Raw genomic sequence first — 23,319 nt, 5'->3', positions numbered from 1 at the left:
CTGTCGCTTCTCTCAAACGCCAGGGCCCACGCCCTGGCGTTCCTGTTTGGCCAGCCGCAGCCAGTGTTCTATACGGCCCAGGGCATAGCGCGCGCTTTGCTGACGGATTTCATCCCGTGTGCCGTCAAACACAATCGTCTCGGTATACACGACCAAAGGATCAAACTTGTCCTGCGGCTTGAACAGCCACGCAAAGCACTGCGTTCCGGCGGGAATCTGTGGCTCGGCAATATCATCGGCCACGCCGGTATTGGCAATGATCAGATTGGCCGGAGTCAGTTGCGCTGCGCCTTTGGCCATGGCTCTGGCTACCGCTTCACTGCACAGATTGTTTTCCGACAGCACGCTTTGGTCCACGCCCAGACAACGATACTTGGCTTGTGGCGAATAGGTCACAAACGCGCAGTCGAGTACGGCTGCCGCCCCCTTCTGGTCGGCCAGGGTGGATGCAATCAAACCCGCCGTGCATGATTCCGCCGTTGCCAGCGTCAGCTTGGCATCGCTCAGGATATTGACCAGGCTAGCCAGATCCAGATCTTTCATGACAAACCCTCCTTATCAGGACACAAGGACGGTTTATTCAAACATAAAGAAATACGGCAGGAAATAAAGTTCCGCGTTCTCTCACCATCTGGAACATGCGCTTACGTGTCAGCAACCTGCCCTGAATGCTGTCCAAACAGGCTGCTCATATCGCTGGCTTTCAGGCCCAGATTGCTGGCCAACATGTCAAAACAGCGCAAGGCCGCCTTAATATCCTGTTCGGGAATGCCGGCAAACAAGGGGGCGCGCGACTGGCGCAACAGTTCCAGCAAATGCGCATGAAAGTCACGTCCTTTGTCCGTCAGACACAATAGCCGCGCCCGCTTGTCCTGCTCGTCGGGCACACGTTCGAGCAAACCCGTCGATTCCAATTGATCAATCAGACGAACCAGTGTCGGGCCCTCCAGACGCATCATGCGCGCCAACTGGCCTTGACGTATGGGTTCGCCCAGCTGAGCCAGATAACGAATAGGCAGGATGGTGGCCTCGGACACACCGTAACGCCCCAGCGTCTGATCCAGCTCACGACGGTAAAGACGCGCCAGCACAATCATGGACAAGCCAAACCGTTCATACAGTTGGTGATTCATCAGGTCGACTCCACAGCACGAGGCACCGTATTAGGGGGGTAAGCATAAACCAGAACGGGAGTAGCCCCCAGCAAGGACTGAGCAACATCCCGGATCGCCTCTGCCAGCACAGGATCGGCACAAGATTGACTGATACGCAGCAACTGTTGAGCCAGCTCCTGCGGCTGGCTCTCAAACCCCTCCAGCAGTTCACATACCAGACTGACGCAAGTCTGCTGCGGCGCGCCCCGCCTGCCCAGACGCTTCAATGCCACAATCCCATGCCCCAGATTGATCAGCGACACCAGACCCTGCGGCGCTTGCTCCCCCATCCAGTGCAGCAGGCGCACCCACTGCCGGGCCACCCGTGCCCGCCAGACGCGAAACAGGCGTGGCCGGGAACGACGGATCAAGGGATACAGCTCGCGCACCACCCGCCGCACCAAAGCCTGCCCACGCGGGTGGGTACGACGCGGCAACAGAAAAAAGGCGCTGCATACCACCGCAGAACCCGCCAGCAAAGGCACGGACTCCTTGATGATGAACGGCCAGCTAACGGCTGCCATACCCGCCTGACTGGCCAGTTGGAAACACATATTGGCATCCAGCGCCCAAGCAGATGTGGGGCGATTGGCCCGCAACAAACCACCCACCACCACAAAAGGCAGCACTGAAACGATGACCTGCCAGTCCGTCACCAAATAGCCCTGAATCAGATAGCGATAGAGGCTGGCCACCAGCACGCCCACCGTAATTCCGGTGAACATGGTGCGACTCATCAGCTGCGGACGTGGCATGGAGCCCAAAATAATGGAGAAAGTACATACCCCCATCGCCATCAGCTCCAGTGCCGGACTGGACAAGGCAAAGGCAAGCGCCCCTGCACTGAAGGTAGCCAAGGCGCTAATCAAGCCGGTACGTGTTGCCAGAGGCCAGTCCACCGACCGTGCCGGGGTGGCCAAGAACCGGTGAGGGCCCCGACGGGCTGGTGTCCGAGCGGCAAACAGACCCGTTTCAGCCCGCCGAATCTGCCCCATGGCTCGACGCAACCGCGCCAAACTGATTTGCTCGGGCGGCCTGACGCCGGTTTTTTCCAACACCGTCAAAGAATGCCCCTGCTCCAGACGCTGCGCCTGCTCCAGCAAGAACTGCGCCTCATCGGCGGCGGGCAAACGACCCCGCTCTCTTTGGCGCACAATCAGCTCACTGGCGGCCAACAGCTCGATCACGGCATATAAAAATACGTCCACATAGGGCAGGCGACGATAAGCATCCCAGGAACCGGCAGCCGTAATACGGGCCTGAGCATCCAAGTCCACTATTTCCTGCCTTATCCGTGCGGACAGGGCCGGGTCCGACTCTTTATAAGCAGGGCCCAGCGCATGCGCCGCCAGACGCAAAGCGTCCGCCGCCAGAACACGCACCCGTTGGTAATACGTTTGGCGCTGGCTATGCGGCGTCGTGCGGGAGCACAGGACGGTAGTGACCACTACCCCGATCAGGGTGCACTGCACGCGCGACAACGCCAGATCCAAGGAGCTGTCTGGCGAGAGCACCGAGGGCAGGACCACCACGCCAATCGTGATGCCCGCCAACATGGGCAAATATGACAAGGCACCCCGCAACACATGGGTCAAGGCGGAGGCCACCCCGACTACCAGGGCCATGCCCAGCAATTGCCAATAAGGGTGGGGCAAATGCAGAAAGGCCAGCCCCAGCCCTGCCCCTGCCAGGGTTCCCACTATTCGCCACAAGGCGCGCTCATACACCAGTCCCCGATAGGGCTGGGACAGAACCCACACTGGCATGGCGGCCCAGAACGGGTTGTCGACAGACAGCAAAACCGCAATCGCAAACGACAAGCCGGCAGCCAACGCCATGTTTAAACCATGCAGCAGCGCAGGCCTGTCCAGCTGGAGCCAGGGAAAAGAAACAGACATAAAAGAAAGGGACGTCTAAACGAGCGAAACTTCAATTATATAGATAGCTCACCTATCTATTCAATTGTCGAGTCGTGGCGCAGAGTGCCACTTGCGCTACGGCTTGTCTCAAGGACCTGGCGCTCGAATGCAAACCGCTGCTCGCCGTGGCGGCACAAGCCTGTCTGCCCCGTTTCCAAGGCTTTTTCTACGTCAACCCTTTGCAGCAAATCGGGACTTTTTCTGCAAGGTCGCCTTTCATTGTCAGTTTTCATTAACTATCGCAGCCCAGGCATAGTCAAACCGTACGGGGCCGTTCTATGATGTGGGCATCCTGATGGGCAGGTACCCGAAATCCTGTTCCCTCACCCCGTTTTTATGGCAGGAGTCTTTATGCAAAAGTGGCTGACACGCTACACCGCCTTCTACATCATCATTGGTCTTACCGCCTTTTTCTTGCTGTTGTCCCTGTTCAAGAGCGCGAGCTGGTTATGGCTGGCCATTCCCGGGCTGGCCCTATGCGTGCAAGGTTTGGTCGATATCACTCAGACTCGTCATGCCATTCGTCGCAATTACCCGGTTATTGGCAATCTGCGCTTTATTTTTGAAGCCATTCGACCTGAAATTCGCCAGTACTTCCTGGAAGGCGATGAGCAGCAACTGCCCTTCTCGCGTGCCGATCGCTCCTTGGTGTACCAGCGTGCCAAACAGCAGATCGACAAGCAGCCCTTTGGCACCCATCAAGAGGTCTATAACAACGGCTACGAGTGGATCAACCACTCCATGACGCCCAAACACATCAAGGACTCGCAGTTCCGAGTGCAGGTGGGCGGGCCAGACTGTACGCAGCCCTACTCGCTGTCTGTGCTGAACATCTCGGCCATGAGTTTTGGGGCGCTGTCGGCCAATGCCATTCTGGCGCTGAACAAGGGCGCCAAAATGGGCAACTTTGCCCACGATACAGGCGAAGGCGGAATCAGCACGTATCATCTGCGCCATGGCGGAGATCTGATCTGGAACATCGGGTCGGGCTATTTTGGTTGCCGCGATGAGCACGGCAACTTCTCACCCGAGCGTTTCGCCGAGCGTGCGACCCAGGATCACATCAAGATGATTGAAATCAAGCTGTCGCAAGGGGCCAAGCCTGGCCACGGCGGCATCTTGCCCGGCACCAAAGTGACGGCCGAAATCGCGCTGGCGCGGGGCGTCCCGGAGGGCGTGGATTGCAACTCCCCGGCCAGTCACAGCGCGTTCCGCACACCCGTGGAGCTATTGGAGTTCGTCGCTCAACTACGTACCTTGTCCGGCGGCAAACCGGTGGGCTTTAAACTGTGCATCGGACACCCCTGGGAATGGTTTGCAATTGCCAAAGCCATGCTCAAAACCGGCATTACTCCCGACTTTATCGTCGTCGATGGGGCCGAAGGCGGAACCGGAGCTTCTCCCGTCGAGTTCATTGACCATGTGGGCACTCCCTTGCGCGAAGCCTTGCGTCTGGTTCATAACACCTTGGTCGGCATCGGCCTGCGTGAGCAGATTCGTCTGGGCGCCTCGGGCAAGATCATCAGTGCTTTTGACATGGCACGCATCATGGCCCTGGGCGCGGACTGGTGCAATAGCGCCCGCGGCTTCATGTTTGCGGTGGGCTGCATCCAGGCCCAGGCTTGTCATACCGACAAATGCCCGACAGGCGTGGCTACCCAAGACCCGCAGCGTCAAAAAGCGCTGGTGGTTGACGACAAATCCTTGCGCGTGGCCAGTTTCCACGGCAATACGCTCAAAGCGCTGGCCGAGCTGCTGGGTGCTGCCGGGCTGGAGCACCCTAACCAGCTGCGCCCCCACCATATTGCCCGCCGCATCAGCAACGGCGAAGTCCGGGTTCTGTCGGCCCTGTTCCCCGATTTGAAGAAAGGTGAGCTATTGCGCGGCCACTACCGCCAAACCATTTTCCGGGTGGGCTGGCCCATGGCCAACCCCGACTCTTTCGAGCCGGCTTACAGCCTGAGCAAAGCCTTGTCGTACCTGAACGATGAGGCCGAGCCGGACGACATCATCAAAAAACAGGATATGGCTGACAGCGCGGGCCAGGCGCTGGCCTGAGCAGCGATGGCGGCAGTCTCCCTAACGAGACTGCTGCACTGTCCCTATTCCGGCATCCACTTCTCCATACACCTGCACGCCGGATGACCGACTCCAGCCTGTGTCAGAGGAACGATCCGCAGTTGAGCACGCCATCAGTCCGCCGACCATGAGCAAAGCGCCCAGCACTCCATAAATCTGTCGCATATCAAGCTCCTTGATGATAGGCAAATACTGTGCCACAGAATCTGGGCAAACAGATTTCCATCTGTACTAGAATGCTGAGATCATGATCAGGCACTGCGCACTTTCCTTCTCGGGTACTCGCAGCCGGTTTTTACTGGTGCTGGCACTGTGCGCCCTGCTGCTGCGCGGACTGATCCCCAACGGCTACATGCCGAGTGCCAATCCGGACAACGCCGCCGCCCTGAGCCTGTGCGTTCAAGGCGACCCCTTCCTGGCGCAATGGAGCGCTCAGCTCCCCGACCCAAAACACGATGAGCAGCACAGCCTGCATGCCGCCTGTCTGTTCGCGCAGGCCCAGGCGCAAAAAGCTCTTAACGATGGGCCCAGTCCCGCCTGGGATCTGGCACCCACACTCCCTCATATCTGGGACACTGCCCAACAGGCGGCGGCTCCCGTTCTTCCCCTAACGGGCCCGCCCCTGAGTGCGCGCGGCCCGCCTTCCTCGCTCGCTTGCTGACCTGCCCCGGCTGCCCGACGCGGCCACCTTATGTTGTCAATTAGCGGGATATTTCTATGAACGCCTCCTTCTCTCGCCGCCAGCTTTTGCTTGCCATGCTGGCGACTCCTTTGGTCCTGAGCGCCTGCGGCGACAAGGCCCCCAAGCAACCAGCCTTCCGTAACCTGGAAGGGGTGGACATGAGCAGCGCCGACTTTGCCAAGGATTTCAGCTTGCTGGATACCGAAGGCCAACGTCGTACGATGGCGGACTACCGTGGCAAGATCGTGCTGATCTTTTTTGGGTTTACCCAATGCCCTGACGTCTGCCCGACTGCACTGACTCGTGCCGTCGACATCAAGGAGCAGCTCGGTGAGGATGGCGACAAGCTGCAGGTCTTGTTTATCTCCATTGACCCAGAGCGCGACACGCCCGAACTGCTGCGTGCCTATATGCAAGCTTTTGACCCCGGTTTCGTGGCTCTGCGCCCCACCGAAGAAGAGCTGGCCAAAACCGCCAGCGACTTCAAAGTCTTTTACCAAAAGGTTCCGACCGGCTCCAGCTACACCATGGACCACAGTGCCTTGACCTATGTGTATGACACCCAAGGCAAGCTGCAAATTGCCCTGCGCCATACGCAAACGGCTGACGAAGCCGCGGCTGATATCCGCCAGGTGCTGGCTTTGAGCAAGTGAACCCCAACAGGATAACCAATATGAAACGTACGATTGCGAGCTCTCTATTCTCCCTGGCCGCTTTGTTGAGCCTGCCCACTCTGGCGCAGGCCGAAGTCACTGTGACTGATCCCTGGGTACGCGCCACCGTTCCTGGCCAACAGGCGACCGGCGCCTTCATGGTGCTCAAGTCCACTGACAACGCCCAATTGCTGGGTGCCAGCAGCAGCTTGAGCAAACAGGTTGAAGTGCACGAAATGGCTATGGACAATGAGGTCATGCGTATGCGCCAGGTTGAGAAAATCGACCTGCCCGCGGATACAGCAGTGGACTTGAAACCGGGCGGCTACCACATCATGCTGCTGGGTTTGGACAAGCAGCTTGAAGTGGGCAGCTCCGTGGATCTCACTTTGGAGATCCTGAATGCCGCCGGCCAGAAAGAGGAGCTGAAGGTTCATGCCCCCGTACGCGCCTTGAACAGCAAGGCGGGCCAAGGCCACCACGGTGCGCACGGCGGCCATTGAACCCGTGTCATCCGGCCCGATAGCCGCTCCGTTCATGGAAGAAAAGGCCGGGTTTCACATTTGCGGGTTTTCCATAATTGGCAGGTTTTGATTAGCTGACGTACAGTGAAATCACTGACAAAGTGTCAGTAAGCTGCCTGAAACGTAGCTTTCCAAAACTGCCATCATGGTAGTTCACCGCCGCCAGAGCGGCCACAGGCCCTACCGCAACGGTAGGGCCTTCGTCTTTTGGCCTTCGTCTTTTGGCCGTCGCCCTTCAGACACAATGCCCCTGCCTTTGCGTAACACTAGGCCCCTGCCCGGGTCTGGAGTACAGTTAAGACCGTAGCGCCGGTTTAACCTTGCAAGGAGTATGCAGATGGCCTCACGTCCTCATGACACCAATCGCTCTGAATTGCTACGTCAACTACCTTTGAAGCCAGGATGGTTTATTGGTCTGGGCATCGCCCTGATTATTCTGGGTCTGATCGCCTTGATCTATGTCGTAGGTGCCACGGTTGCCAGCGTCGTTTACATCGGTATCCTGATGAGCATAGGCGGAGTGCTGCATCTTATCCATGCCTGGAGCTCCAAAGGCTGGCGTGGCTTTCTATTCTGGAGTTTGAGTGGCATTTTGTACTTGTTCGCCGGTCTGATTGCCATTAGCAATCCTCTGATGGGCGCGACAGTGCTGACCCTGGTTTTTGGCGCTTTCCTGATCGCATCCGGAGCATTCCGGCTGTGGATCTGGTTTCAGAATCGCGCCCAGGCTGGCGGCGGCTGGATGGCCTTTTCCGGACTGATCACGCTGGCGGCGGGGCTGATCATTGCTGCTGGCTGGCCAGGCAATAGTGTCTGGATTTTAGGCCTGATCCTGGGGATCGACCTGCTGACTCAAGGTTGGGCCAGCCTGTTGCTGGGCATGGCCATCAAACGCAACGAAGCCTGATGTCACCTGAGCCGACCCTGAGTGCTCGCCGCCCTGAACACGACGAGCGTCTTTGACCTGACTGGCTCATCACACCATGCCCGTCCCGCAACACATGTGGGTCGGGCATTTTACGATCTCGCCGTGGGCACCCAGATTGTCGGCCCCGAAAGCAGCCGCCTCTGTTCAGCCCTCCATTCTCGGCAGTGCCGCATCACGCCCCCGCAACCAGGGCTGGCGCGTATGCGCCAGCATCGGTCCGTCACCTGGGCTGTCACCATAAGCCATGTCCAGCTCCACGGGCTTGTCACCCAGCCATGCCTGAAGGCGACGCACTTTTTCCTCTCCCCAGCAATTGGCGCTGGCCAGGCCCCTACAACCTTTGTGCTCATCAAATGCCAAATCGGTCGCCAGCACCTGAGCCATCCCCTGCTCGTGCGCCCAGAGCTGTAAATATATGGACGGCGAGGCACTGACCAACAACACCGTGTCCCCTCGCTCACGATGCGCACGAACCCGTTCCATCATCTCCGGGCGTAGAATCCGTGGCAGATAATCCCGTACATAAACGTCTGCCAAGGCCTGAACCTGCGCACGGCTCAATCCACCCAGGGCACTGCGCAGAAAACAATGCTTGATCGCCTGACGACGCAGCGGCCCCCGATCCCAAACGAGAAAGCGCGGCACACAAGCCAGGTAGGCCCGAATACAGACCGGCCAGCCTCGCATGCGACGGATGAAGTCCTGCAAGCTGTCCCGGTCTGTAATGGTGCCATCAAAATCAAATGCGACCAGCACACGCGCCCCTTTCATTGTGGAAAAAAAGAGCTAGTGTACGGGGGAAAGCCATGCTTCCCAAGTCAAGCTTTACAAGGCCCAACCACCCAGATAGAAGACGGCCAAGGCAAGGGCAATCAGCACGGTACCTACATTGAGGCGGCGCAGCTCACCTGAAAACAGGCGCCCCAGCACCAACGTACAAAAACCCAGCATGATGCCCGTGACAATATTGACAGTCAGCACGATAAACACCGCGCACACCAGGCCTGCCATCGTATCGACCGTATCGTCGGTATTCAGATGACGCACGCCACCCAACATCAGCAAGCCCACATACATGAGGGCCGGTGCCGTTGCATAGGAGGGTACCAATGCAGCCAGAGGCGAGAGGAAAATCAGCATCAAAAAGCCCAGCCCGACCACCACTGCGGTCAAACCAGTCCGCCCCCCTGCCGCGGTACCGGCAGCAGACTCAATATAGGCAGCAGCGGGCGACGCCCCCAGACTGGCCGACACCAGGGAGCTGAGGGAGTCCGTTGTCAAGGCACGACTGCCATTGATGATCTGGCCGTCCTTGTCCAACTGTCCGGCATTGCCTGCCACCGCGCGAATCGTCCCTGTCGCATCAAACACCGCTGTCATCACCAAGGCCAGCACACTGGGCAACACAACCGCGTTCAAAGCGCCGCCAATATCCATAGTCCCAATCAGAGAGTGCTCCCCCAACAAGCTGGGCATGGCGAACAGGCCTGTAAAACGCACATTGGGATCGAACACCAGGCCGATGGCAGACAAGCCCAGTATCACCAGCAAAATGCCCCCGGTTACGCGGCGTCGCTCCAGTCCAAAAATCGCTGCCAGACCCACGACGCTCAGCCAGACTGGCATGGAAGTTACATCCCCCAAAGCAACTGGCAAACCGGCGCCCGTATTGCGAGTGACCAGGCCCACTTCATTGGAGGCAATCATCAATAGGAACAGACCAATGCCTATGCCCGTGCCGTGCGCGATTCCCAACGGCAGATTGCGCAAGATCCAGGTACGAATGCCAGTGGCCGAAATCAGGGTGAAGATCAAACCCATCAGAAAGACCGCGCCCAGCGCCACGGCTGGACTGAGCTGCTGCCCCAGAACCAGATCGAAAGCCATAAATGCCGTCAGAGACAGGGCGCAGCCCACGGCAATAGGCAGATTCGCCCAGAACCCCATCAGCAAAGAGCCCAGGGCGCTGGTCAGACAGACCGCCACGAAAACAGCGGAAGTATCAAAACCCGCCTTACCCAGCATGGAAGGCACGACAAATACGGAATACACCATTGCCAGAAAGGTGGTCAGCCCTGCCAATACCTCCTGACGCAGGGAACTGCCGCGCTCTGTATACGCAAAATGTTGTTGCAACCAACCACCCGTAAGCGGCGGAGCCAAGGCCTCCTGCCCTGGCCGCAATGCGGATTCTTGCTCAGCCATACTCCATGCTCCTTTATCAGTATTGTGATGTCTGAAACGGTGCGTTGCCGTCATCAGGAATCAGTAATGGACAGGTCCCGCCCCCCCAGGGGCAAGGCGCCTCTCACGACCTGAATCAAAAGCGGGCGTTGAGCAAAGACAAGTCCTGCCCCTGCCCGCAACAGAATGCAGACATGGGCAGAAAGAAGAGGTATACGGGGGTGTCTCCGACCGAACCGAGGCCTTTGCGGCGCTTCTTTTGATCCCGATAATGGGAAGTGAGGCTCATTCTACGAGCCGTCCGGGACAGGAAAATCACCTCTGGGTAATGAGGGTTATCAATCGCTTTGCCGGTCCGATACCGGCACATAGGCCTGGCCGATGAACTGCTGTCGCAGCTCCTGCCACTGGGCCTGCATCGCCTGAATCTGCGCGGGCTCGGGGCGCAGGCGTCCCGGTTCAAGCTGCATGAGGGCCAGCCCATATTTGGCTGCCGACAACTCCTGGGCCACGCTGGCCGACTGCTGCACGGCCTGGGCCGGGCGCGTTTGCCACATGGCTCCCAAACCCACCAGACCTTCCGCTGCCTTGCCCAGGCGCTGACGCACCGACCCCGCGATACTGACAGGCCAGACCTGGGTAAACATCAGATACATCACCGCATTGCCCAGCAAAATACCAATCACCCGGTCACGGGCCGAGTCCAGATCGAAGCTGGGGCCAAAGCCCTGCAAAACCACCAGATAAAAGGCAAAAGCAATTTGAATACCGGCATAAGAAATACGTTCGGGCCCGTAAAACACCCAGGCACCCAGCAAGGACACCAGAAACACCAAAGCCATCAAGGCGCCAATATCCTGCAAATACGGCATGATGAACAAGATCGTCACAAAGCCGAGCGCCGCCCCAAGCAGGCATCCCACAATCCGCAAGGCCAGCTTGTGAACGGTTTCCCCGGTCGAACCCAAGGCAGCCACATAACAGGTAATCATGGCGGTATGAATACCCTGCCAGTCCGCCGCGCTGTAGATCAGATAACACAATACAGCGGCTGCCGTCGCCTTCAGGGCATGATGCTGATAAACCGGGTTACGGAACGCATCAGGGACCATGAAAGACTCCTTCTCGGGGTCCGCCTTGCCAATGGACACGGCTCCCGACAAGGCCAACAAGGCATCGCGCAAGTCCTGCACGGCCAAGGCACTGGAAGCAGACAGCTCGGGCAAGTCCTGACCTGACGGCAGGCGCCCCTGCTCGATGGCTTGAGCACTGCGTTCACAATACGGAGCAAAGACGGCCGACTGCTCCGTATCCAGACCTTGATCCCGCAAGACAGCCACCGCCAGCAAGGCTCGGTACACATTGAGAATAGCTTGCTCCAGCTCTGCCTGCTCATGAGCAGGCCGCAAGTGAAACAATCTGATCCATCCCAATCGCTTCTGTTGGGCGCTGACGCCCAACGCCAGTTCATCCCACAAATCCTGTGTATCGGCCTGCCCCTGCAAGCCCTGCGCGGCCAGTCGCAAACGAGCAGCCAGTTCGCGACGCAACACCTTGTGCGGGTACAAACCAAAACACAGATTGAAGATCAGTACCAAGGCCATGGGCGAGGCGGTCATCAACCAGGCATAGAGCACCGCACGGGTAGCAATTTCGCCAAAAGGCACATAACCGAGCAAGGTCAGTACAAAAGCGATGACCAAGGCAATAATGCCCCCCAGCGGCCCCAGCTTGCTGGCCACGCCCAGAAACAGCAGCACAAAGGAAGTGAGCACCATGGCCAGCAGACGCCAGGCCGGGAACTGGATCGTGACCTGAATCAACGGCACCATCAACAGCACCACCACCGACACCAGCACGACCAGCGCCAGGGCCAGCACCGAACTTTCACCCGCATCGGACTTCATCACAAAAAAGATGACGAAGCAGCTGACGGCCGACTCGGGAATGCCGTAGTTCATGGCCAACAACACCATCAGGGCGCACAAGACTGCTACGCGCCAGCTCAGCGCCAAACGGCCGGGAGTGGGCTGCAGATCCTGCCAGACCAGCCGGGCCAGACCCAGCGAGCCGGTTTCAGCAGTTGCCATCGCGATGAATGATGGTGGTGGCCGAGGCGCCCATGCGCATCAGATCCGCAGGGGGGGCATCCAGACGAATGCGCACCGGGAAGCGTTGCGCCACCCGTACCCAGTTCAGGGATTTTTGTATGTAAGGCAGGCTGCGCGGCAGGTTGATCTGCTCCTGACTACTCACGCCCCAGCCGATTTCCTCGACTTTGCCCGAGAGCTTGCGCGAAGGGTCCGACAGCACGTAGACCGTCGCGCAATGGCCAGGCTTGATCTCTTTCAGGTCGGTTTCACGGTACATGCCAGTGACATACCAGGAGTCGGTATCAAGCAAGGTGAACACAGAAATGCCCGGCATCAAATGCTCTCCCGACCCGACACGCAGACCGACGATACGGCCATTGTGCGGAGCCTTGACCTGGGTATGTTCCAGATCGCGCTGGGCCATCGCCAAGCCGGCCTGGCGCGCTTGCACCATCGCTTCCTCGGCCTGGGTATTGCCCACCAGCGCCTGGGCAGCACCCGACTGCTCTGTGGCCTGTTTCAAGGTGACCTGGGCATCGCGCAGCAAGGTATTGGCCTCATCCAGCTGCTGCTGAGAAACGTAGCCTTTGGCCGCCAGGTTCGCCAGGCGGCGCTGGCTTTGCGCAGCCATGGCCAGATTGGTCTTGGCGCGGGTGATCTGGTCGTCGGCAATGACCGCATTATGTCCCTCTGCCCGCACGGCCCGCTGCTTCATGTCCAGCGTGGCCTGAGCCAGCGCCAGCTCTGCCTGGGCCTGCTCCAGACGCAGCTGATAAAACACCGGGTCTACGGTAAAGAGCAAGTCATCGCGGCTGACATACTGCCCATCCTGCACCGCCATGCGCTCAATGCGCCCGGGCAGGGAGCTGGAAATGTGAACAACGTCAGCGCCAATCACCGCATCTTCAGACAGGGGATTATTGGCCAAACGCTGCAAATACCACCAGGCCAGGATAAGCGCGGCAACAACAATCAGCACGCTCAATACACGGGCAAGGCCTTTACGAGAAGAAGATGTCTGTGCCTGGGTCATGGCTCAGTTACTCGAAGAAAAGAAGAAGTGCGGCAAACGTCAATGCCAGCGTCAAACAGGCGTAGACGGGCAGGCGCATGGGCAGGGCATCGTCCACACCCACACGGATCAACCCCCAACGAATCAACACGGTCAACAGCACGGCAAGCAGCACGCACACCAGCCAGGCGGGGAAATACGAGCCTGCCATATAGACCGAAGGCGCAAGAGAACATCCGCCCAACAAAGGCAGCACTGTCAGACTGGCTGTAAGCGCACGCATGCGTGGCACCCCCCCGATTATTTTTAATACGATCCCCGTATCTTGCTCAGATAACTGCGAGGAATTGTACCTGAGCCCTTTCAGGCATAGACCTTTTATTCCTGCCGGATCGTACATCTGTGTCTCTCGCATTTTTACGCGTATAGTGACAAGCAACTTTCTGATAGGGCCTCAATGACCACCGTCATTTATACAGAATCGCCATGGACGACGTAAACCTGACCTTGAGCATGCTGGCTGCCGTTTTAATCAGCAACAGCATGGTAAAGATGATTCCCGTTGCCATCCCTGCCCCTTTGGTGCAGATCCTGATCGGCTTTTTGATCGCAGGTTGGTTCAATCACGGCATCACCCTGAATCCGGACCTGTTCTTTTATCTGTTTCTGCCGCCCCTGCTCTTTCTGGACGGCTGGCGCATTTCCAAAGAAGGTTTAATTCGAGATCGGATCGGCATTCTGGTTCTGGCTTTCATTCTGGTATTTTTGACCGTGTTCGGCTTGGGGCATGTTTTGCACTGGCTTATTCCCGCCATGCCCTTGCCAGTCGCTTTTGCATTGGCCGCCATTGTTTCGCCAACCGACCCGGTCGCCGTTTCCGCCATTACCCGGCGCGTGCCCTTGCCGCCACGACTGCAAGCCCTGCTCGAAGGTGAATCCCTGTTCAATGACGCCAGCGGACTGGTGGCGTTTCGGCTTGCTGTCGCCCTGGCTCTGGGCGGCTCTTTTTCAGTCACGGCAGCCAGCCAGAACTTCCTGTGGCTAACGCTTGTCGGCCTGGCCGTGGGTGTGGCAACCACGCGCGCCCTGCTGCTGGTGCGCAATCTCTTTGTGCGCCGCTGGGGCGAGGAGCCCGGGGCCGAAGTCCTGTTCAGCCTGCTGCTGCCCTTTGCGTCCTACTACCTGGCCGAGCAATGGGAAGCGTCCGGCATTCTGGCTGCTGTAGCGGCGGGCGTTACCATGAGCTATGCCGAACTCTCGGGCAATGCGCTGGCCGCCACCCGCATGCAGCGCAAGACCGTGTGGGACACCGTGCAACTGAGCTTGAACGGCATGATGTTTGTCCTGCTGGGCGAACAGTTGCCAGCCATTTTTCGGGGCGCGGTACAGGTGGTCCAAGAAACCGGCCACCACAATCCTGCCTGGCTGCTGGTGTATGCGGTGGCCATGTGTACCACCTTGATTGCACTGCGGTTTTTATGCGTGTACGGCTATTTATGGCTGCGACGAGGCCTTTCACTACTGGGGCTGCGTCATCACGACGAAACCGCTCAGGCCAATCCGCTGCTGGTGCTGGTCCTGTCGGTTGCGGGGGTGCGGGGCGCCGTCACCCTGGCCGGTGTCATGACCTTGCCGCTGACCTTAACGGACGGCAGTCCCTTCCCGGCCCGCGACCTGGCGATCTTTCTGGCCTCGGTCGTCATTATCGTCTCGCTGCTGACCGCCAGCCTGGTTTTACCTCCCCTGATGAAACGCGTCTCCTTTCCGACTTTGCGACGCCGCCAGGAGCAGGAAGAACTGGCCGAGCAGGCCGTGCGACACGCCAGTGCGCAATCGGTCGCGCAAACACTGAATGAACTGATTGCCCACAATCCCGAGTCCTCCGGAACGCGCTACACCGCCATGGCCGACCGGGTCCTGAGCGCCATTGCCCATAGCCCGCCCGCCGAAGGGGTTGACCAGGATCTGGCCGAACAGGAGTTGGAGAAAAACATGCAAATCCAAGCCATCCGCGCGGCTCGCAACGCCGTTTACACCCTGGCGCGTACCCGTCAGATATCCGATGAAATCGCTCGCGAACGGGTCCGATTACTGGACCTGATCGAATTGCGCATGTCTTGAGTCCGCTCTTTCTCTTTCCCCTACCTTTGATTTTTCAGGATGCCATGCAGACCTATTCTTACCTGGGCCATTCCCCTGCTCTGCGCCAACAACGTCTGGCTTATCGCCACGGTGTGCCGGCCTGTGTTTGCGCGCACCCCTCCATCCCTTTCATTCACAAGCGTCTGAGCGCAGCGGCCAGCTTTGCTCCCAACGCCACCCCAACAGGTCCGGCCTTCCAGTCCAACAATGCCTTGGAGCAAAAGCCGCTCGCCCTGTCCCCAAAACTCATTCTGAGCAATCTGCGCCTGTTCGATGGCCAGAGCACCGAGTTGAAAAACGGTCTGGCCGTTCAGATTGATCAGGGTCGAATCACAGCGGTCATGCCGGTAGCCGAGATTCCCGCCGATGCCACCGTCATGGATTGTCAGAATAAAGTGCTGATGCCCGGGCTGATTGACGCACACTGGCATAGTCTGCTGTGTGCAGTAGACCAGATGACCGCCATGATGGCCGACCCGGCTGATCTGCATTTGATTGCCAGCAAAGAAGCCGAGCGTACCTTGCTGCGCGGCTTTACCACCGTGCGCGATGCCGGTGGCCCCAGCTTCTCGCTAAAACGCGGTATTGATATGGGCTTGCTGCACGGTCCCCGCATCTACCCCAGCGGGGCGATGATTGCGCAAACCGGGGGGCACGCCGACTTCCGGATGCGTTACGAAGTCCCCCGGGCGCAGGGCGATCTGAGTCACACCGAACGGGCCGGGGTCACCTGTATTGCCGATGGGCCCGACCAGGTTCTGCGTCGCGTGCGTGAGCAACTGATGTTGGGGGCCAGTCAGATCAAGCTGATGGCTGGGGGCGGAGTGACGTCCTTGTACGACCCCCTGGAGGGATTGCAGTTTAGCGATGCAGAGCTGCGCGCCGCCGTCGGCGCCGCCAGCGACTGGGGCACCTACGTAATGGTGCACGTTTACTGTGCGCGCGGCATCCAGCGTGCCATCAAGGCGGGAGTCAAATCCATCGAGCATGGCCAACTGGCAGACGACGAAACGGCCCGCATGATGGCCGGCGAAGGCGTGTGGTGGAGTTTGCAACCATTCCTGGCCGACGAGGATGCCAACGTCCAGCGCGACCCACACAGCAAAGCCAAGCAGCAGCAGGTTGCCGTGGGCACTGTACGTGCCTACGAACTGGCCGACAAATACCAGATCCAGACCGCCTGGGGCACGGATATTTTGTTTACCCCCGCTCATCTTCCCCATCACGGCCGGATGCTGTCCAAACTGACCCGTTTTTATGAACCGCTCAAGGTGCTGAAAATGGCGACAGGAGACAATGGCCGCCTGCTGCAACTGTCCGGCCTGCGCCAGCCATATGAAGGCGAGCTCGGCGTCATTCGCCCTGGCGCTCTGGCCGATCTGCTGCTGATCGATGGCGAGCCCGAACACAGTCTGGACTTTCTGGAACAGCCCGACCAGAACCTGCTGCTGATCATCAAGGATGGCAAAATCTACAAGAACGCCCTGCCCGCCTGACCCTCACCCCCAGGAGATCCCATGCCAGACGACATCATGCAGCTATTCAAACTGATCGGCCTGGGGCTGGCATTTTTGCTGCCCATGGCCAACCCCTTAACCGCCATGGTGATGTACTTGTCTTTAGGCGAGAGCCTGAGTGCAGAGGAAAAAAAACAGCAGCTGCGCCAGGCAACGCTATGCGTGATCCTGGCCCTGCTGGTGACCTATTACGCCGGGTTGTGGATTACATCGGCCCTGGGCATTTCCATGGTGGACATACGTATCGCGGGCGGCCTGATCGTGGCCTACATCGGTTTCCGCATGCTGTTTCCTCCCGCTGTCAGTGACATGGTGTCCCAGGCCAACGATCAACATACGGCCTCGCACAACAATATCGCGTTTGTGCCCTTGACGCTGCCATCCACTGTGGGGCCCGGCACCATGGCTCTGGTCCTCAGTGCCTCGTCCCAAATGCATGGCATGCGCGGACAGTATGCCCAATGGGTCCTAATGGTGGCCCCTGTGATTCTGGCGGTTCTGATCGGCCTGATTTTTTTCATCTGCCTGCGCTCCTCCTTGAGCATCGTGCGTGTCATTGGTCATGGCGGCGTCGATGCCATCTCACGCATCATGGGGTTTTTATTGGTTTGCATGGCCGTGCAGCTGGTCCTGGAAGGCGGTCAGCAGTATGCTGCCACGCTGCTAACCCATTCTGCCGCCTCCTGAGTGTATGTTTATGTCTTGTTTGCCTGCTCTGCGTCTTAGCCTGAGCGTGACCGCCGTCCTGATCCTGACGGCCTGTGCGGCTCCGGATCATCGGTCCGTCGCTTCACCCGCCTCCGGCCAGGATGCCCCTGAGCCGCCCCGACTGACACTGGCCAACGAGCCGGGCCCCGAGTCCAGCCAGCCCATCCCTACGATCCGGGCGGGTCACGAATACAGCCTGCCTGAACTGATCGATCTGGCGCAACGCCTCAATCCCAGCACCCGTATCGCCTGGGGCGAGGCCCAGCAAGCTGCGGAAGCCGCCGGCATGGTGCAAAGCGCCTACCTGCCGCTTATTTCTGCCAGTGTGGTGGGCGGCTATATACGCAGTGATCGGGATGACAGTGTTCACATTCTGGGCAGAGAAATCGATGTGGACTACGACACCCATTTAAGTGGTGCCGTCCCTTCGCTTACCTTGAAATGGCTGCTGTTCGATTTTGGCAAGCGGGCAGCCTTGCAAAAGGCGGCGGACAAACTGGCCATGGCCAGCCGGATCACCTTCAGCGGTGTCCACCAGGCCGTTATTGCCGAGGTGTCCATCAGCTATTTCAACTACAACTCGGCCCGTCAGCGCGCGCGCATCTCTGCTCAAGGTCTGAAAAATGCCACCTTGATCGAAGACATTGCTCTGGAGCGGCAACGCAATGGCCTGGGCACCCAGATCGAAGTGGCCCAGGCGCGGCAACTCAAGGCACAGGCCCGTTTGCATCACGTCAATGCCAGCACACTGGCACGGCAGTCCTATCAGACGTTATTGGGGGCCATTGGCCTGTCGCCCGAGGCGGAGCTTTCGGTCGCGGACAGCGCCTCGCGGCCCTTGCCGGAAGACCTGGACATTCCCGGCAACGCAATCCTGAAAAAAGCCATTGCACAGCGCCCTGATGTTCAGGCATTGCAAGCCGCGCATCAAGCCAGTCTGGCGGGCATCGAATCTGCCGAAGCGAGCTTCATGCCCAAATTGGCACTCATGGGCTTCATGTCCAAGCGCATGGGCTCACTGAGCGTCGGCAGCCTGCCAGAGATCAGCCCCCAAGCCTCCTCCCGGGGGGCCGTGCTGGCCTTAAGCATCCCGCTTTACGATGCAGGATTGCGCAACAAGCAAGTGCGCGAAGCCCAGTTACGCGCTGACACTGCGCGCGAACGTGTCGTCAAGACCGAGCAGGATGCCTACAAGCAACTGATCATCGCCGCCGATGCCTTGCGCGCAGCTCTGGAATCCCACCAGGCCGCCAGCAGTCTGGTCGAGGCCGCCCAGATCACCTACCAGGGCGCGCTGGAGTCTTATCAGGAAGGTCTGACCGGCATGACCTTGCTGACCGAAGCCCACACGGGGCTGCTGGGCGCCCAGGAGGCCCAGACTCTGGCCCATACGGCAGGGCTGGTGGGCTCCGTCAATCTCGCTTTTGCCATGGGTGAACTCAACCAGGCGCCCAAAGAGCCCTAAACCCTCAATCTTAAGCAGCGGCGGCTGGCCAACCCTGCCATCCGGCTGGGCCTGCCTCGAATGCCGGCCCAGTCAATCGGGGCAGGGGCTCCGGCCGAGCCCAGTCATCCACGAAGGGAGCCTCTCGCGGCTCCCTTTTCATGGGGGCAAAAAAGGTGTGCACCCACGCCTTACTGCGCCTCAATGGCATCCAGGGCTTGGGCCAAGCGTTCTACAGAACGCTCGATATGAGTCAGCTTGTCCAGGCCAAACAAACCAATGCGGAAAGTCTTGAAATCGGCAGGTTCATCACACTGCAAAGGCACGCCCGACGCCGCTTGCAAGCCAGCCTTGGCAAACTTCGCCGCCGAATGAATCCCGTCGTCCGTGGTGTAGCACACGACAACGCCCGGGGCCTCAAAACCCGGCGCGGCCACGCTGCGAAAACCGTGCTCACTCAACAGAGCGCGCACTTTGCGACCCAGCTCAAGCTGACGATTGCGGACCCAGTCAAAACCCAGCGCTTCGGTCTCGGCCATCGCCTCTTGCAGAACCTTCAACGAATCCGTAGGCAAAGTCGCGTGGTAGGCGTGAGCCCCATTTTCATAGGTTTCCATAATCTGCAGCCACTTGCGCAGATCGCAGACAAAACTGGTGCTGGTTGTACTGTCAATGTGCTGACGAGCCCGCTCGCTCAACATCACCAGGCCGCAACACGCTGAACCGGTCCAACCTTTTTGTGGCGCGCTAATCAAGACATCCACGCCCACATGCTTCATATCCACCCAGACGGTGCCAGAGGCAATGCAATCCAGCACAAACAGTCCGCCGACCGCATGCACCGCATCTGCTACCTGACGCATATAGTCATCTGGCAGCATAATGCCCGAGGCCGTCTCCACATGCGGGGCAAACACCAGGGCCGGCTTTTCAGCCTGAATCGCGGCGATCACTTCCTCGACAGGCGCAGGCGCGTAGGCCGCCTGCGTCCCTGGCTCGATCGGACGAGCTTTCAGAACCGTCGTGCTGGCAGGGATGGAGCCCATATCGAAAATCTGCGTCCATCGGTAGCTGAACCAGCCGTTACGAATCACCATGCACTTGCGATTAGTCGCAAACTGACGGGCGACCGCCTCCATGCCGAACGACCCGCTGCCCGGCACCACAATCGCCGAGTGAGCCTGATAGACCAGCTTGAGCGTGCGAGAGATTTCGCGCATCACTTCCTGGAAGGTTTTCGACATGTGGTTTAGCGCGCGATCGGTGTAGACCACCGAATACTCAAGCAGGCCGTCCGGATCAACAGGCGTATTGGTGTGAGACATGAAAACCTCGGAATTCAGAGAGAAAAAATAGTAAGCTCCAGGGATTTTAGACCAAGCCATCCAACACGGTCTGCTTGTCCCATCGCGTAGTCTGCTCAGACTAAGGTTTATCGGAAGCAGGCCGATCAACCCTGACGCTACCCGGATGCCTGGCGGGCGTGACCGCTTGTCCAACACGCAAGGTTACGCCAGGCCGTGCCTTTCTTGACTCCAGTCCCGGCTATGAGTACCGTGATGGGCACGTATCACCCAGCCCGAACATGACAATGCATGTAGCCCGCTTTAAGCCAAATACCTTGGGACGCGATATTGCCGTGGGAGATATTCACGGTTGCTTCACCAAGCTGAAGAAGTCTTTAGAACGGATTCGGTTTAATCCCTCCAAGGACCGGCTTTTTTCAGTGGGGGACTTGGTAGATCGCGGCCCGGAGTCGCACCAGGTTCTAGACTGGCTTGACCTGCCCTGGTTTCACGCAATTTGTGGCAATCACGAACAACTGACCTGGCGGCGGGCGATTGGACAAGCGATTCAAGAAGTAGACCATCGTGTGCATGGCGGGCTATGGCTGGACGACTGCACACCGGACGAACAATCCCTTATCGCGCAACGCCTGCAAGCCCTGCCTTTGGCAATGGAAATTGAAACGCCCCTGGGTTTAGTGGGTATGGTGCATGCCGACTTCCCCTACGAAGACTGGCAACACATCCATACCCAGGCTTTCGATGCCAATGACCGCTATGTTTGCATGTGGTCCAGAGACCGCTATGTGACGGGCTACGACGGTCTGGTCAGTGGCGTGCGAGCCTTGGTGCATGGGCACCAGACAACGCACAAAATGCGGCAATTGGGCAATGTGTTTTTCATTGATACCGGCGGGTGGCTGGATCATGGGCATTTCACCTTGCTGGACTTGAAGCGCTTGGTGGCTTTGTAGGCGTTTTTCGTCAATGCTGGTGCGGGCTTCTTCCCTCACGCTGTCTCTGCACCGGCTTGAACATCGGTCATCCCCTAGAAAAGAACAGGCGGATGACCACCCCATCAAGACATCGCCCTAACTCTGCTGTCTGTAATGATGTCTCTAACGCAGAGGATCTTTGAACTGCAGCAGAAAGCCGGGTTTGTAGGCGCTGCCGTCCAGATACGATTCCATTTTCCGGCATTTGGCGTTGCGGGTTTTATTGACCTGGAAGTCGGTCACGATTTGCGTGGCTTCGTCATACACCACTACCACAGAGCACTTGCGAGGCAGTTCGCGTTCATAAAAATACAGGCCTGTGGTCATACCAGGCCGATCGGTGTTGTGATAGGCGTAGCTATCTGTGAATGTCACCGTTTCAACTTCGTCAAATATCCAGTAATAGTAGGGTTTGCCATCGTTGGTTATTCCAGACTGTTGCAAACGTTTGGGCATGGCGTTCACGGCTTCCGATACAGGTTTGCCCTCAAAGCGGGAAGGAGCCCGATGTGCGGCACAGCCTGCCAGCACGAGAGCAAAGGCGCAGATGCCAAGTTGTTTAAAGGGAATCATTCGAAAAAAGAGGTCAAAAAAGTTGGAACAGGTCGGCGAGTGCCAAGCAGATAAGGTATGGTTTTTATCTCTTTATGATATTAATAACAACCATATGCTGGATAATCCGCCGTTTAATGGGGTGCTTTTCAGCCCAGTCCATCAAGGTCACTGGACAGCCGGATGCTGCAACTGCCGATAACTGCTTGTGCATAACATCCATCGACCTGATTTCATTGGGTGTTTACGGCACAAACCGCTGCCCAATTACTTTGCTTATGGGTCCAAGGAAGCAATCAATCGGCAAATCCCCAGTACCGGCGTCCTACGACCTCGCTTTCCAACAGCCCAACATTTACTTGTCCACGCCCCCACCCAACACAAGGCCGTTCACTTTCTTGCCGTAGTAGCTTTCCTCTCCATCGTGAAATTCCACGCGAGCCTGCTCCAGCGTCCCTGTCTGACGAGGATCTTTGGGACGCTCATGACTGTTGATGTAAGCGGCAACATCCCAGGCTTCTTGATCGGTCAGGGAAAATGGTTTACCCAAAGGCATATTGGCCTTGATGAAACCCGCTGCCGTATCAATACGTGCCATCCCCGCTCCCCAGTTGTAGGAGTTATTCCCCCATAAAGGCGGGAAGACCACGCCACTTTCAGCATCCTTCTGTCCCTGACCATCCACCGCGTGACACAGCACACAATTATTGGTGTAAACCTCTTTACCCCGCGCGACGTCATAGCCCAGCTCCGTCTTTTTCACCTTGGGAAAGCCGGCGCCAGGCAACTTCTGACCGGTCGGCGCCCCGTCAGACATCCAGTACATATAGGTCATCAAATCACGGTAGACGTCGCTGCCTGCCGGTGGCGCCACGCCCGTAGAAGAAGCCTGGGCATTCATCGAATAGGTAAAACAACCAATAATGCGATCTTCCAGGGTACTGATGGCCTTGGTCTTGGAACGGTACGCCGGGTAGCTGACATAAGCCCCCCACATGGGCGCTGAATGCTCACGGCGCCCGGCATCCAGGTGGCAGTTCACACAGGCCAGTGTGTTGCCCACGTGATCCGACACTGTCGTGGAGGTTTCCATAAAAATCTGTTGTCCACGCCGAACGGCTTCCCCGTATGGTGTGTCGGGAATGCTGCTCTCGGCAGGCGGCACAAAGTAGCCGTCCGGGCCCACCGGCATTCCCGCCGTGACCGCGAGCTTGTCCTTGCTTTGCGCCTCTCGATCGGCTTGCATGGCCTCACGGCTGTAACCGACATCGCCCACCTTAATCGTCGCCGAATCGGGCGAGCCCAGGGAAAAAGACAACCAGCCCCTGGCGTTCAGACCATATCCGATGGCAAACAGCAATACCCCTATACCGGCCCCCCAGGCCAGTCTGCGTCCGCCCGACATGACGGGTTTGCCACGACCCTGCTCTTGCGTATCTTTCATAAA

At 58.4% G+C, this 23,319-nt stretch carries 22 protein-coding genes; 10 read left to right on the top strand and 12 right to left on the bottom strand.

The features are described 5' to 3' along the window. Positions 1–12 precede the first annotated feature (12 nt). From FE795_RS06400 to FE795_RS06390, 3 genes are all read right to left on the bottom strand, one after another. Positions 13–543 carry a CinA family protein gene (locus FE795_RS06400; RefSeq protein WP_131071474.1) on the bottom strand — a complete coding sequence of 177 codons (531 nt, stop codon included), beginning with the start codon at positions 541–543 and terminating at the stop codon, positions 13–15. A 101-nt stretch (positions 544–644) separates the two neighbouring features. Then, entirely contained in the window at positions 645–1,133 is a 489-nt protein-coding gene (locus FE795_RS06395) for a MarR family winged helix-turn-helix transcriptional regulator (RefSeq protein ID WP_003801677.1), read from the bottom strand. Further along, positions 1,133–3,052 (bottom strand): FUSC family protein, encoded by a 1,920-nt coding sequence (locus tag FE795_RS06390; RefSeq protein ID WP_131071473.1) that lies wholly within the window; start codon positions 3,050–3,052, stop codon positions 1,133–1,135. The genes FE795_RS06395 and FE795_RS06390 overlap by 1 nt, the downstream gene beginning before the upstream one ends. 372 nt (positions 3,053–3,424) lie before the next feature. On the opposite strand from FE795_RS06390, the gene FE795_RS06385 reads away from it, so the two are divergent. Beyond that, positions 3,425–5,131, top strand: a complete 1,707-nt coding sequence (locus FE795_RS06385) for an FMN-binding glutamate synthase family protein (RefSeq protein WP_131071472.1) — start codon at positions 3,425–3,427, stop codon at positions 5,129–5,131. A gap of 21 nt (positions 5,132–5,152) precedes the next feature. Here FE795_RS06385 and FE795_RS06380 read toward each other — a convergent pair whose 3' ends face one another. Continuing rightward, positions 5,153–5,317 (bottom strand): hypothetical protein, encoded by a 165-nt coding sequence (locus FE795_RS06380; protein WP_157784347.1) that lies wholly within the window; start codon positions 5,315–5,317, stop codon positions 5,153–5,155. 82 nt (positions 5,318–5,399) lie between these two features. Here FE795_RS06380 and FE795_RS06375 point away from each other — a divergent pair, with 82 nt between their 5' ends. From FE795_RS06375 to FE795_RS06360, 4 genes are all read left to right on the top strand, one after another. Continuing rightward, complete coding sequence (locus FE795_RS06375; protein ID WP_131071471.1) at positions 5,400–5,813, top strand: hypothetical protein; 414 nt, start codon at positions 5,400–5,402, stop codon at positions 5,811–5,813. A 56-nt stretch (positions 5,814–5,869) separates the two neighbouring features. Continuing rightward, positions 5,870–6,487: an SCO family protein gene (locus FE795_RS06370; RefSeq protein ID WP_131071470.1), complete on the top strand. Its 618-nt coding sequence runs from the start codon at positions 5,870–5,872 to the stop codon at positions 6,485–6,487. A gap of 20 nt (positions 6,488–6,507) precedes the next feature. Continuing rightward, positions 6,508–6,990: a copper chaperone PCu(A)C gene (locus FE795_RS06365; RefSeq protein ID WP_131071469.1), complete on the top strand. Its 483-nt coding sequence runs from the start codon at positions 6,508–6,510 to the stop codon at positions 6,988–6,990. A gap of 358 nt (positions 6,991–7,348) precedes the next feature. After that, positions 7,349–7,918, top strand: a complete 570-nt coding sequence (locus FE795_RS06360; RefSeq protein WP_003801687.1) for an HdeD family acid-resistance protein — start codon at positions 7,349–7,351, stop codon at positions 7,916–7,918. Between the two features lie 165 nt (positions 7,919–8,083). On the opposite strand, the gene FE795_RS06355 is transcribed toward FE795_RS06360, so the two are convergent. The 5 genes from FE795_RS06355 to FE795_RS06335 form a co-directional block, all read right to left on the bottom strand. After that, positions 8,084–8,695 (bottom strand): HAD-IB family hydrolase, encoded by a 612-nt coding sequence (locus FE795_RS06355; RefSeq protein WP_230406283.1) that lies wholly within the window; start codon positions 8,693–8,695, stop codon positions 8,084–8,086. A 69-nt stretch (positions 8,696–8,764) separates the two neighbouring features. Further along, the gene (locus tag FE795_RS06350; RefSeq protein WP_003801691.1) at positions 8,765–10,144 is read right to left on the bottom strand and encodes an NCS2 family permease; all 1,380 of its coding nucleotides are present in this window, start codon (positions 10,142–10,144) and stop codon (positions 8,765–8,767) included. Positions 10,145–10,461: 317 nt separating this feature from the next. Then, positions 10,462–12,213: an FUSC family protein gene (locus FE795_RS06345; protein WP_003801695.1), complete on the bottom strand. Its 1,752-nt coding sequence runs from the start codon at positions 12,211–12,213 to the stop codon at positions 10,462–10,464. Beyond that, positions 12,200–13,249, bottom strand: coding sequence for a multidrug transporter subunit MdtN (mdtN, locus tag FE795_RS06340; RefSeq protein ID WP_003801696.1), 1,050 nt, complete (start codon positions 13,247–13,249; stop codon positions 12,200–12,202). The genes FE795_RS06345 and mdtN overlap by 14 nt, the downstream gene beginning before the upstream one ends. A 7-nt stretch (positions 13,250–13,256) precedes the next feature. Further along, the gene (locus FE795_RS06335; protein WP_003801698.1) at positions 13,257–13,511 is read right to left on the bottom strand and encodes a YtcA family lipoprotein; all 255 of its coding nucleotides are present in this window, start codon (positions 13,509–13,511) and stop codon (positions 13,257–13,259) included. 203 nt (positions 13,512–13,714) lie between these two features. Here FE795_RS06335 and FE795_RS06330 point away from each other — a divergent pair, with 203 nt between their 5' ends. From FE795_RS06330 to FE795_RS06315, 4 genes are read left to right on the top strand one after another with little or no spacing between them, the layout of a single operon-like run. Beyond that, complete coding sequence (locus FE795_RS06330) at positions 13,715–15,349, top strand: Na+/H+ antiporter (RefSeq protein ID WP_003801700.1); 1,635 nt, start codon at positions 13,715–13,717, stop codon at positions 15,347–15,349. Between the two features lie 44 nt (positions 15,350–15,393). Beyond that, positions 15,394–16,866: a metal-dependent hydrolase family protein gene (locus tag FE795_RS06325; protein ID WP_003801702.1), complete on the top strand. Its 1,473-nt coding sequence runs from the start codon at positions 15,394–15,396 to the stop codon at positions 16,864–16,866. A gap of 21 nt (positions 16,867–16,887) precedes the next feature. Further along, complete coding sequence (locus FE795_RS06320) at positions 16,888–17,574, top strand: MarC family NAAT transporter (RefSeq protein WP_003801704.1); 687 nt, start codon at positions 16,888–16,890, stop codon at positions 17,572–17,574. 10 nt (positions 17,575–17,584) lie between these two features. Further along, positions 17,585–19,060: a TolC family protein gene (locus FE795_RS06315; RefSeq protein ID WP_230406282.1), complete on the top strand. Its 1,476-nt coding sequence runs from the start codon at positions 17,585–17,587 to the stop codon at positions 19,058–19,060. Positions 19,061–19,230: 170 nt separating this feature from the next. On the opposite strand, the gene FE795_RS06310 is transcribed toward FE795_RS06315, so the two are convergent. After that, positions 19,231–20,364 carry an aminotransferase class V-fold PLP-dependent enzyme gene (locus FE795_RS06310; protein WP_059317948.1) on the bottom strand — a complete coding sequence of 378 codons (1,134 nt, stop codon included), beginning with the start codon at positions 20,362–20,364 and terminating at the stop codon, positions 19,231–19,233. 260 nt (positions 20,365–20,624) lie between these two features. On the opposite strand from FE795_RS06310, the gene FE795_RS06305 reads away from it, so the two are divergent. Continuing rightward, positions 20,625–21,299 (top strand): metallophosphoesterase, encoded by a 675-nt coding sequence (locus tag FE795_RS06305; RefSeq protein WP_230406281.1) that lies wholly within the window; start codon positions 20,625–20,627, stop codon positions 21,297–21,299. A gap of 144 nt (positions 21,300–21,443) precedes the next feature. Here the strand turns inward: FE795_RS06305 and FE795_RS06300 are convergent, their stop codons facing one another. Next, positions 21,444–21,893, bottom strand: coding sequence for a hypothetical protein (locus FE795_RS06300; protein ID WP_131071466.1), 450 nt, complete (start codon positions 21,891–21,893; stop codon positions 21,444–21,446). A 334-nt stretch (positions 21,894–22,227) separates the two neighbouring features. Next, positions 22,228–23,316: a c-type cytochrome gene (locus FE795_RS06295; RefSeq protein ID WP_003801712.1), complete on the bottom strand. Its 1,089-nt coding sequence runs from the start codon at positions 23,314–23,316 to the stop codon at positions 22,228–22,230. Positions 23,317–23,319 lie beyond the last annotated feature (3 nt).

The sequence above is a fragment of the Alcaligenes ammonioxydans genome, from assembly GCF_019343455.1.
Classification (GTDB): Bacteria; Pseudomonadota; Gammaproteobacteria; order Burkholderiales; family Burkholderiaceae_B; genus Alcaligenes; species Alcaligenes ammonioxydans.
Note: the sequence above shows the minus strand (reverse complement) of the source record. Positions and strands in the feature narration are given on the sequence as shown.

Bases quoted from the DNA above. Each gene is read 5' to 3' on its own strand.
- FE795_RS06365 (WP_131071469.1), top strand. From the start codon at position 6,508: ATGAAACGTACGATTGCGAGCTCTCTATTCTCCCTGGCCGCTTTGTTG.
- FE795_RS06335 (WP_003801698.1), bottom strand. From the start codon at position 13,511: ATGCGTGCGCTTACAGCCAGTCTGACAGTGCTGCCTTTGTTGGGCGGA.
- FE795_RS06330 (WP_003801700.1), top strand. From the start codon at position 13,715: ATGGACGACGTAAACCTGACCTTGAGCATGCTGGCTGCCGTTTTAATC.
- FE795_RS06380 (WP_157784347.1), bottom strand. From the start codon at position 5,317: ATGCGACAGATTTATGGAGTGCTGGGCGCTTTGCTCATGGTCGGCGGA.
- FE795_RS06385 (WP_131071472.1), top strand. From the start codon at position 3,425: ATGCAAAAGTGGCTGACACGCTACACCGCCTTCTACATCATCATTGGT.
- FE795_RS06295 (WP_003801712.1), bottom strand. From the start codon at position 23,316: ATGAAAGATACGCAAGAGCAGGGTCGTGGCAAACCCGTCATGTCGGGC.
- FE795_RS06345 (WP_003801695.1), bottom strand. From the start codon at position 12,213: ATGGCAACTGCTGAAACCGGCTCGCTGGGTCTGGCCCGGCTGGTCTGG.
- mdtN (WP_003801696.1), bottom strand. From the start codon at position 13,249: ATGACCCAGGCACAGACATCTTCTTCTCGTAAAGGCCTTGCCCGTGTA.
- FE795_RS06375 (WP_131071471.1), top strand. From the start codon at position 5,400: ATGATCAGGCACTGCGCACTTTCCTTCTCGGGTACTCGCAGCCGGTTT.
- FE795_RS06400 (WP_131071474.1), bottom strand. From the start codon at position 543: ATGAAAGATCTGGATCTGGCTAGCCTGGTCAATATCCTGAGCGATGCC.
- FE795_RS06395 (WP_003801677.1), bottom strand. From the start codon at position 1,133: ATGAATCACCAACTGTATGAACGGTTTGGCTTGTCCATGATTGTGCTG.
- FE795_RS06390 (WP_131071473.1), bottom strand. From the start codon at position 3,052: ATGTCTGTTTCTTTTCCCTGGCTCCAGCTGGACAGGCCTGCGCTGCTG.
- FE795_RS06315 (WP_230406282.1), top strand. From the start codon at position 17,585: ATGTCTTGTTTGCCTGCTCTGCGTCTTAGCCTGAGCGTGACCGCCGTC.
- FE795_RS06300 (WP_131071466.1), bottom strand. From the start codon at position 21,893: ATGATTCCCTTTAAACAACTTGGCATCTGCGCCTTTGCTCTCGTGCTG.
- FE795_RS06370 (WP_131071470.1), top strand. From the start codon at position 5,870: ATGAACGCCTCCTTCTCTCGCCGCCAGCTTTTGCTTGCCATGCTGGCG.
- FE795_RS06360 (WP_003801687.1), top strand. From the start codon at position 7,349: ATGGCCTCACGTCCTCATGACACCAATCGCTCTGAATTGCTACGTCAA.
- FE795_RS06305 (WP_230406281.1), top strand. From the start codon at position 20,625: ATGACAATGCATGTAGCCCGCTTTAAGCCAAATACCTTGGGACGCGAT.
- FE795_RS06325 (WP_003801702.1), top strand. From the start codon at position 15,394: ATGCAGACCTATTCTTACCTGGGCCATTCCCCTGCTCTGCGCCAACAA.
- FE795_RS06350 (WP_003801691.1), bottom strand. From the start codon at position 10,144: ATGGCTGAGCAAGAATCCGCATTGCGGCCAGGGCAGGAGGCCTTGGCT.
- FE795_RS06320 (WP_003801704.1), top strand. From the start codon at position 16,888: ATGCCAGACGACATCATGCAGCTATTCAAACTGATCGGCCTGGGGCTG.
- FE795_RS06310 (WP_059317948.1), bottom strand. From the start codon at position 20,364: ATGTCTCACACCAATACGCCTGTTGATCCGGACGGCCTGCTTGAGTAT.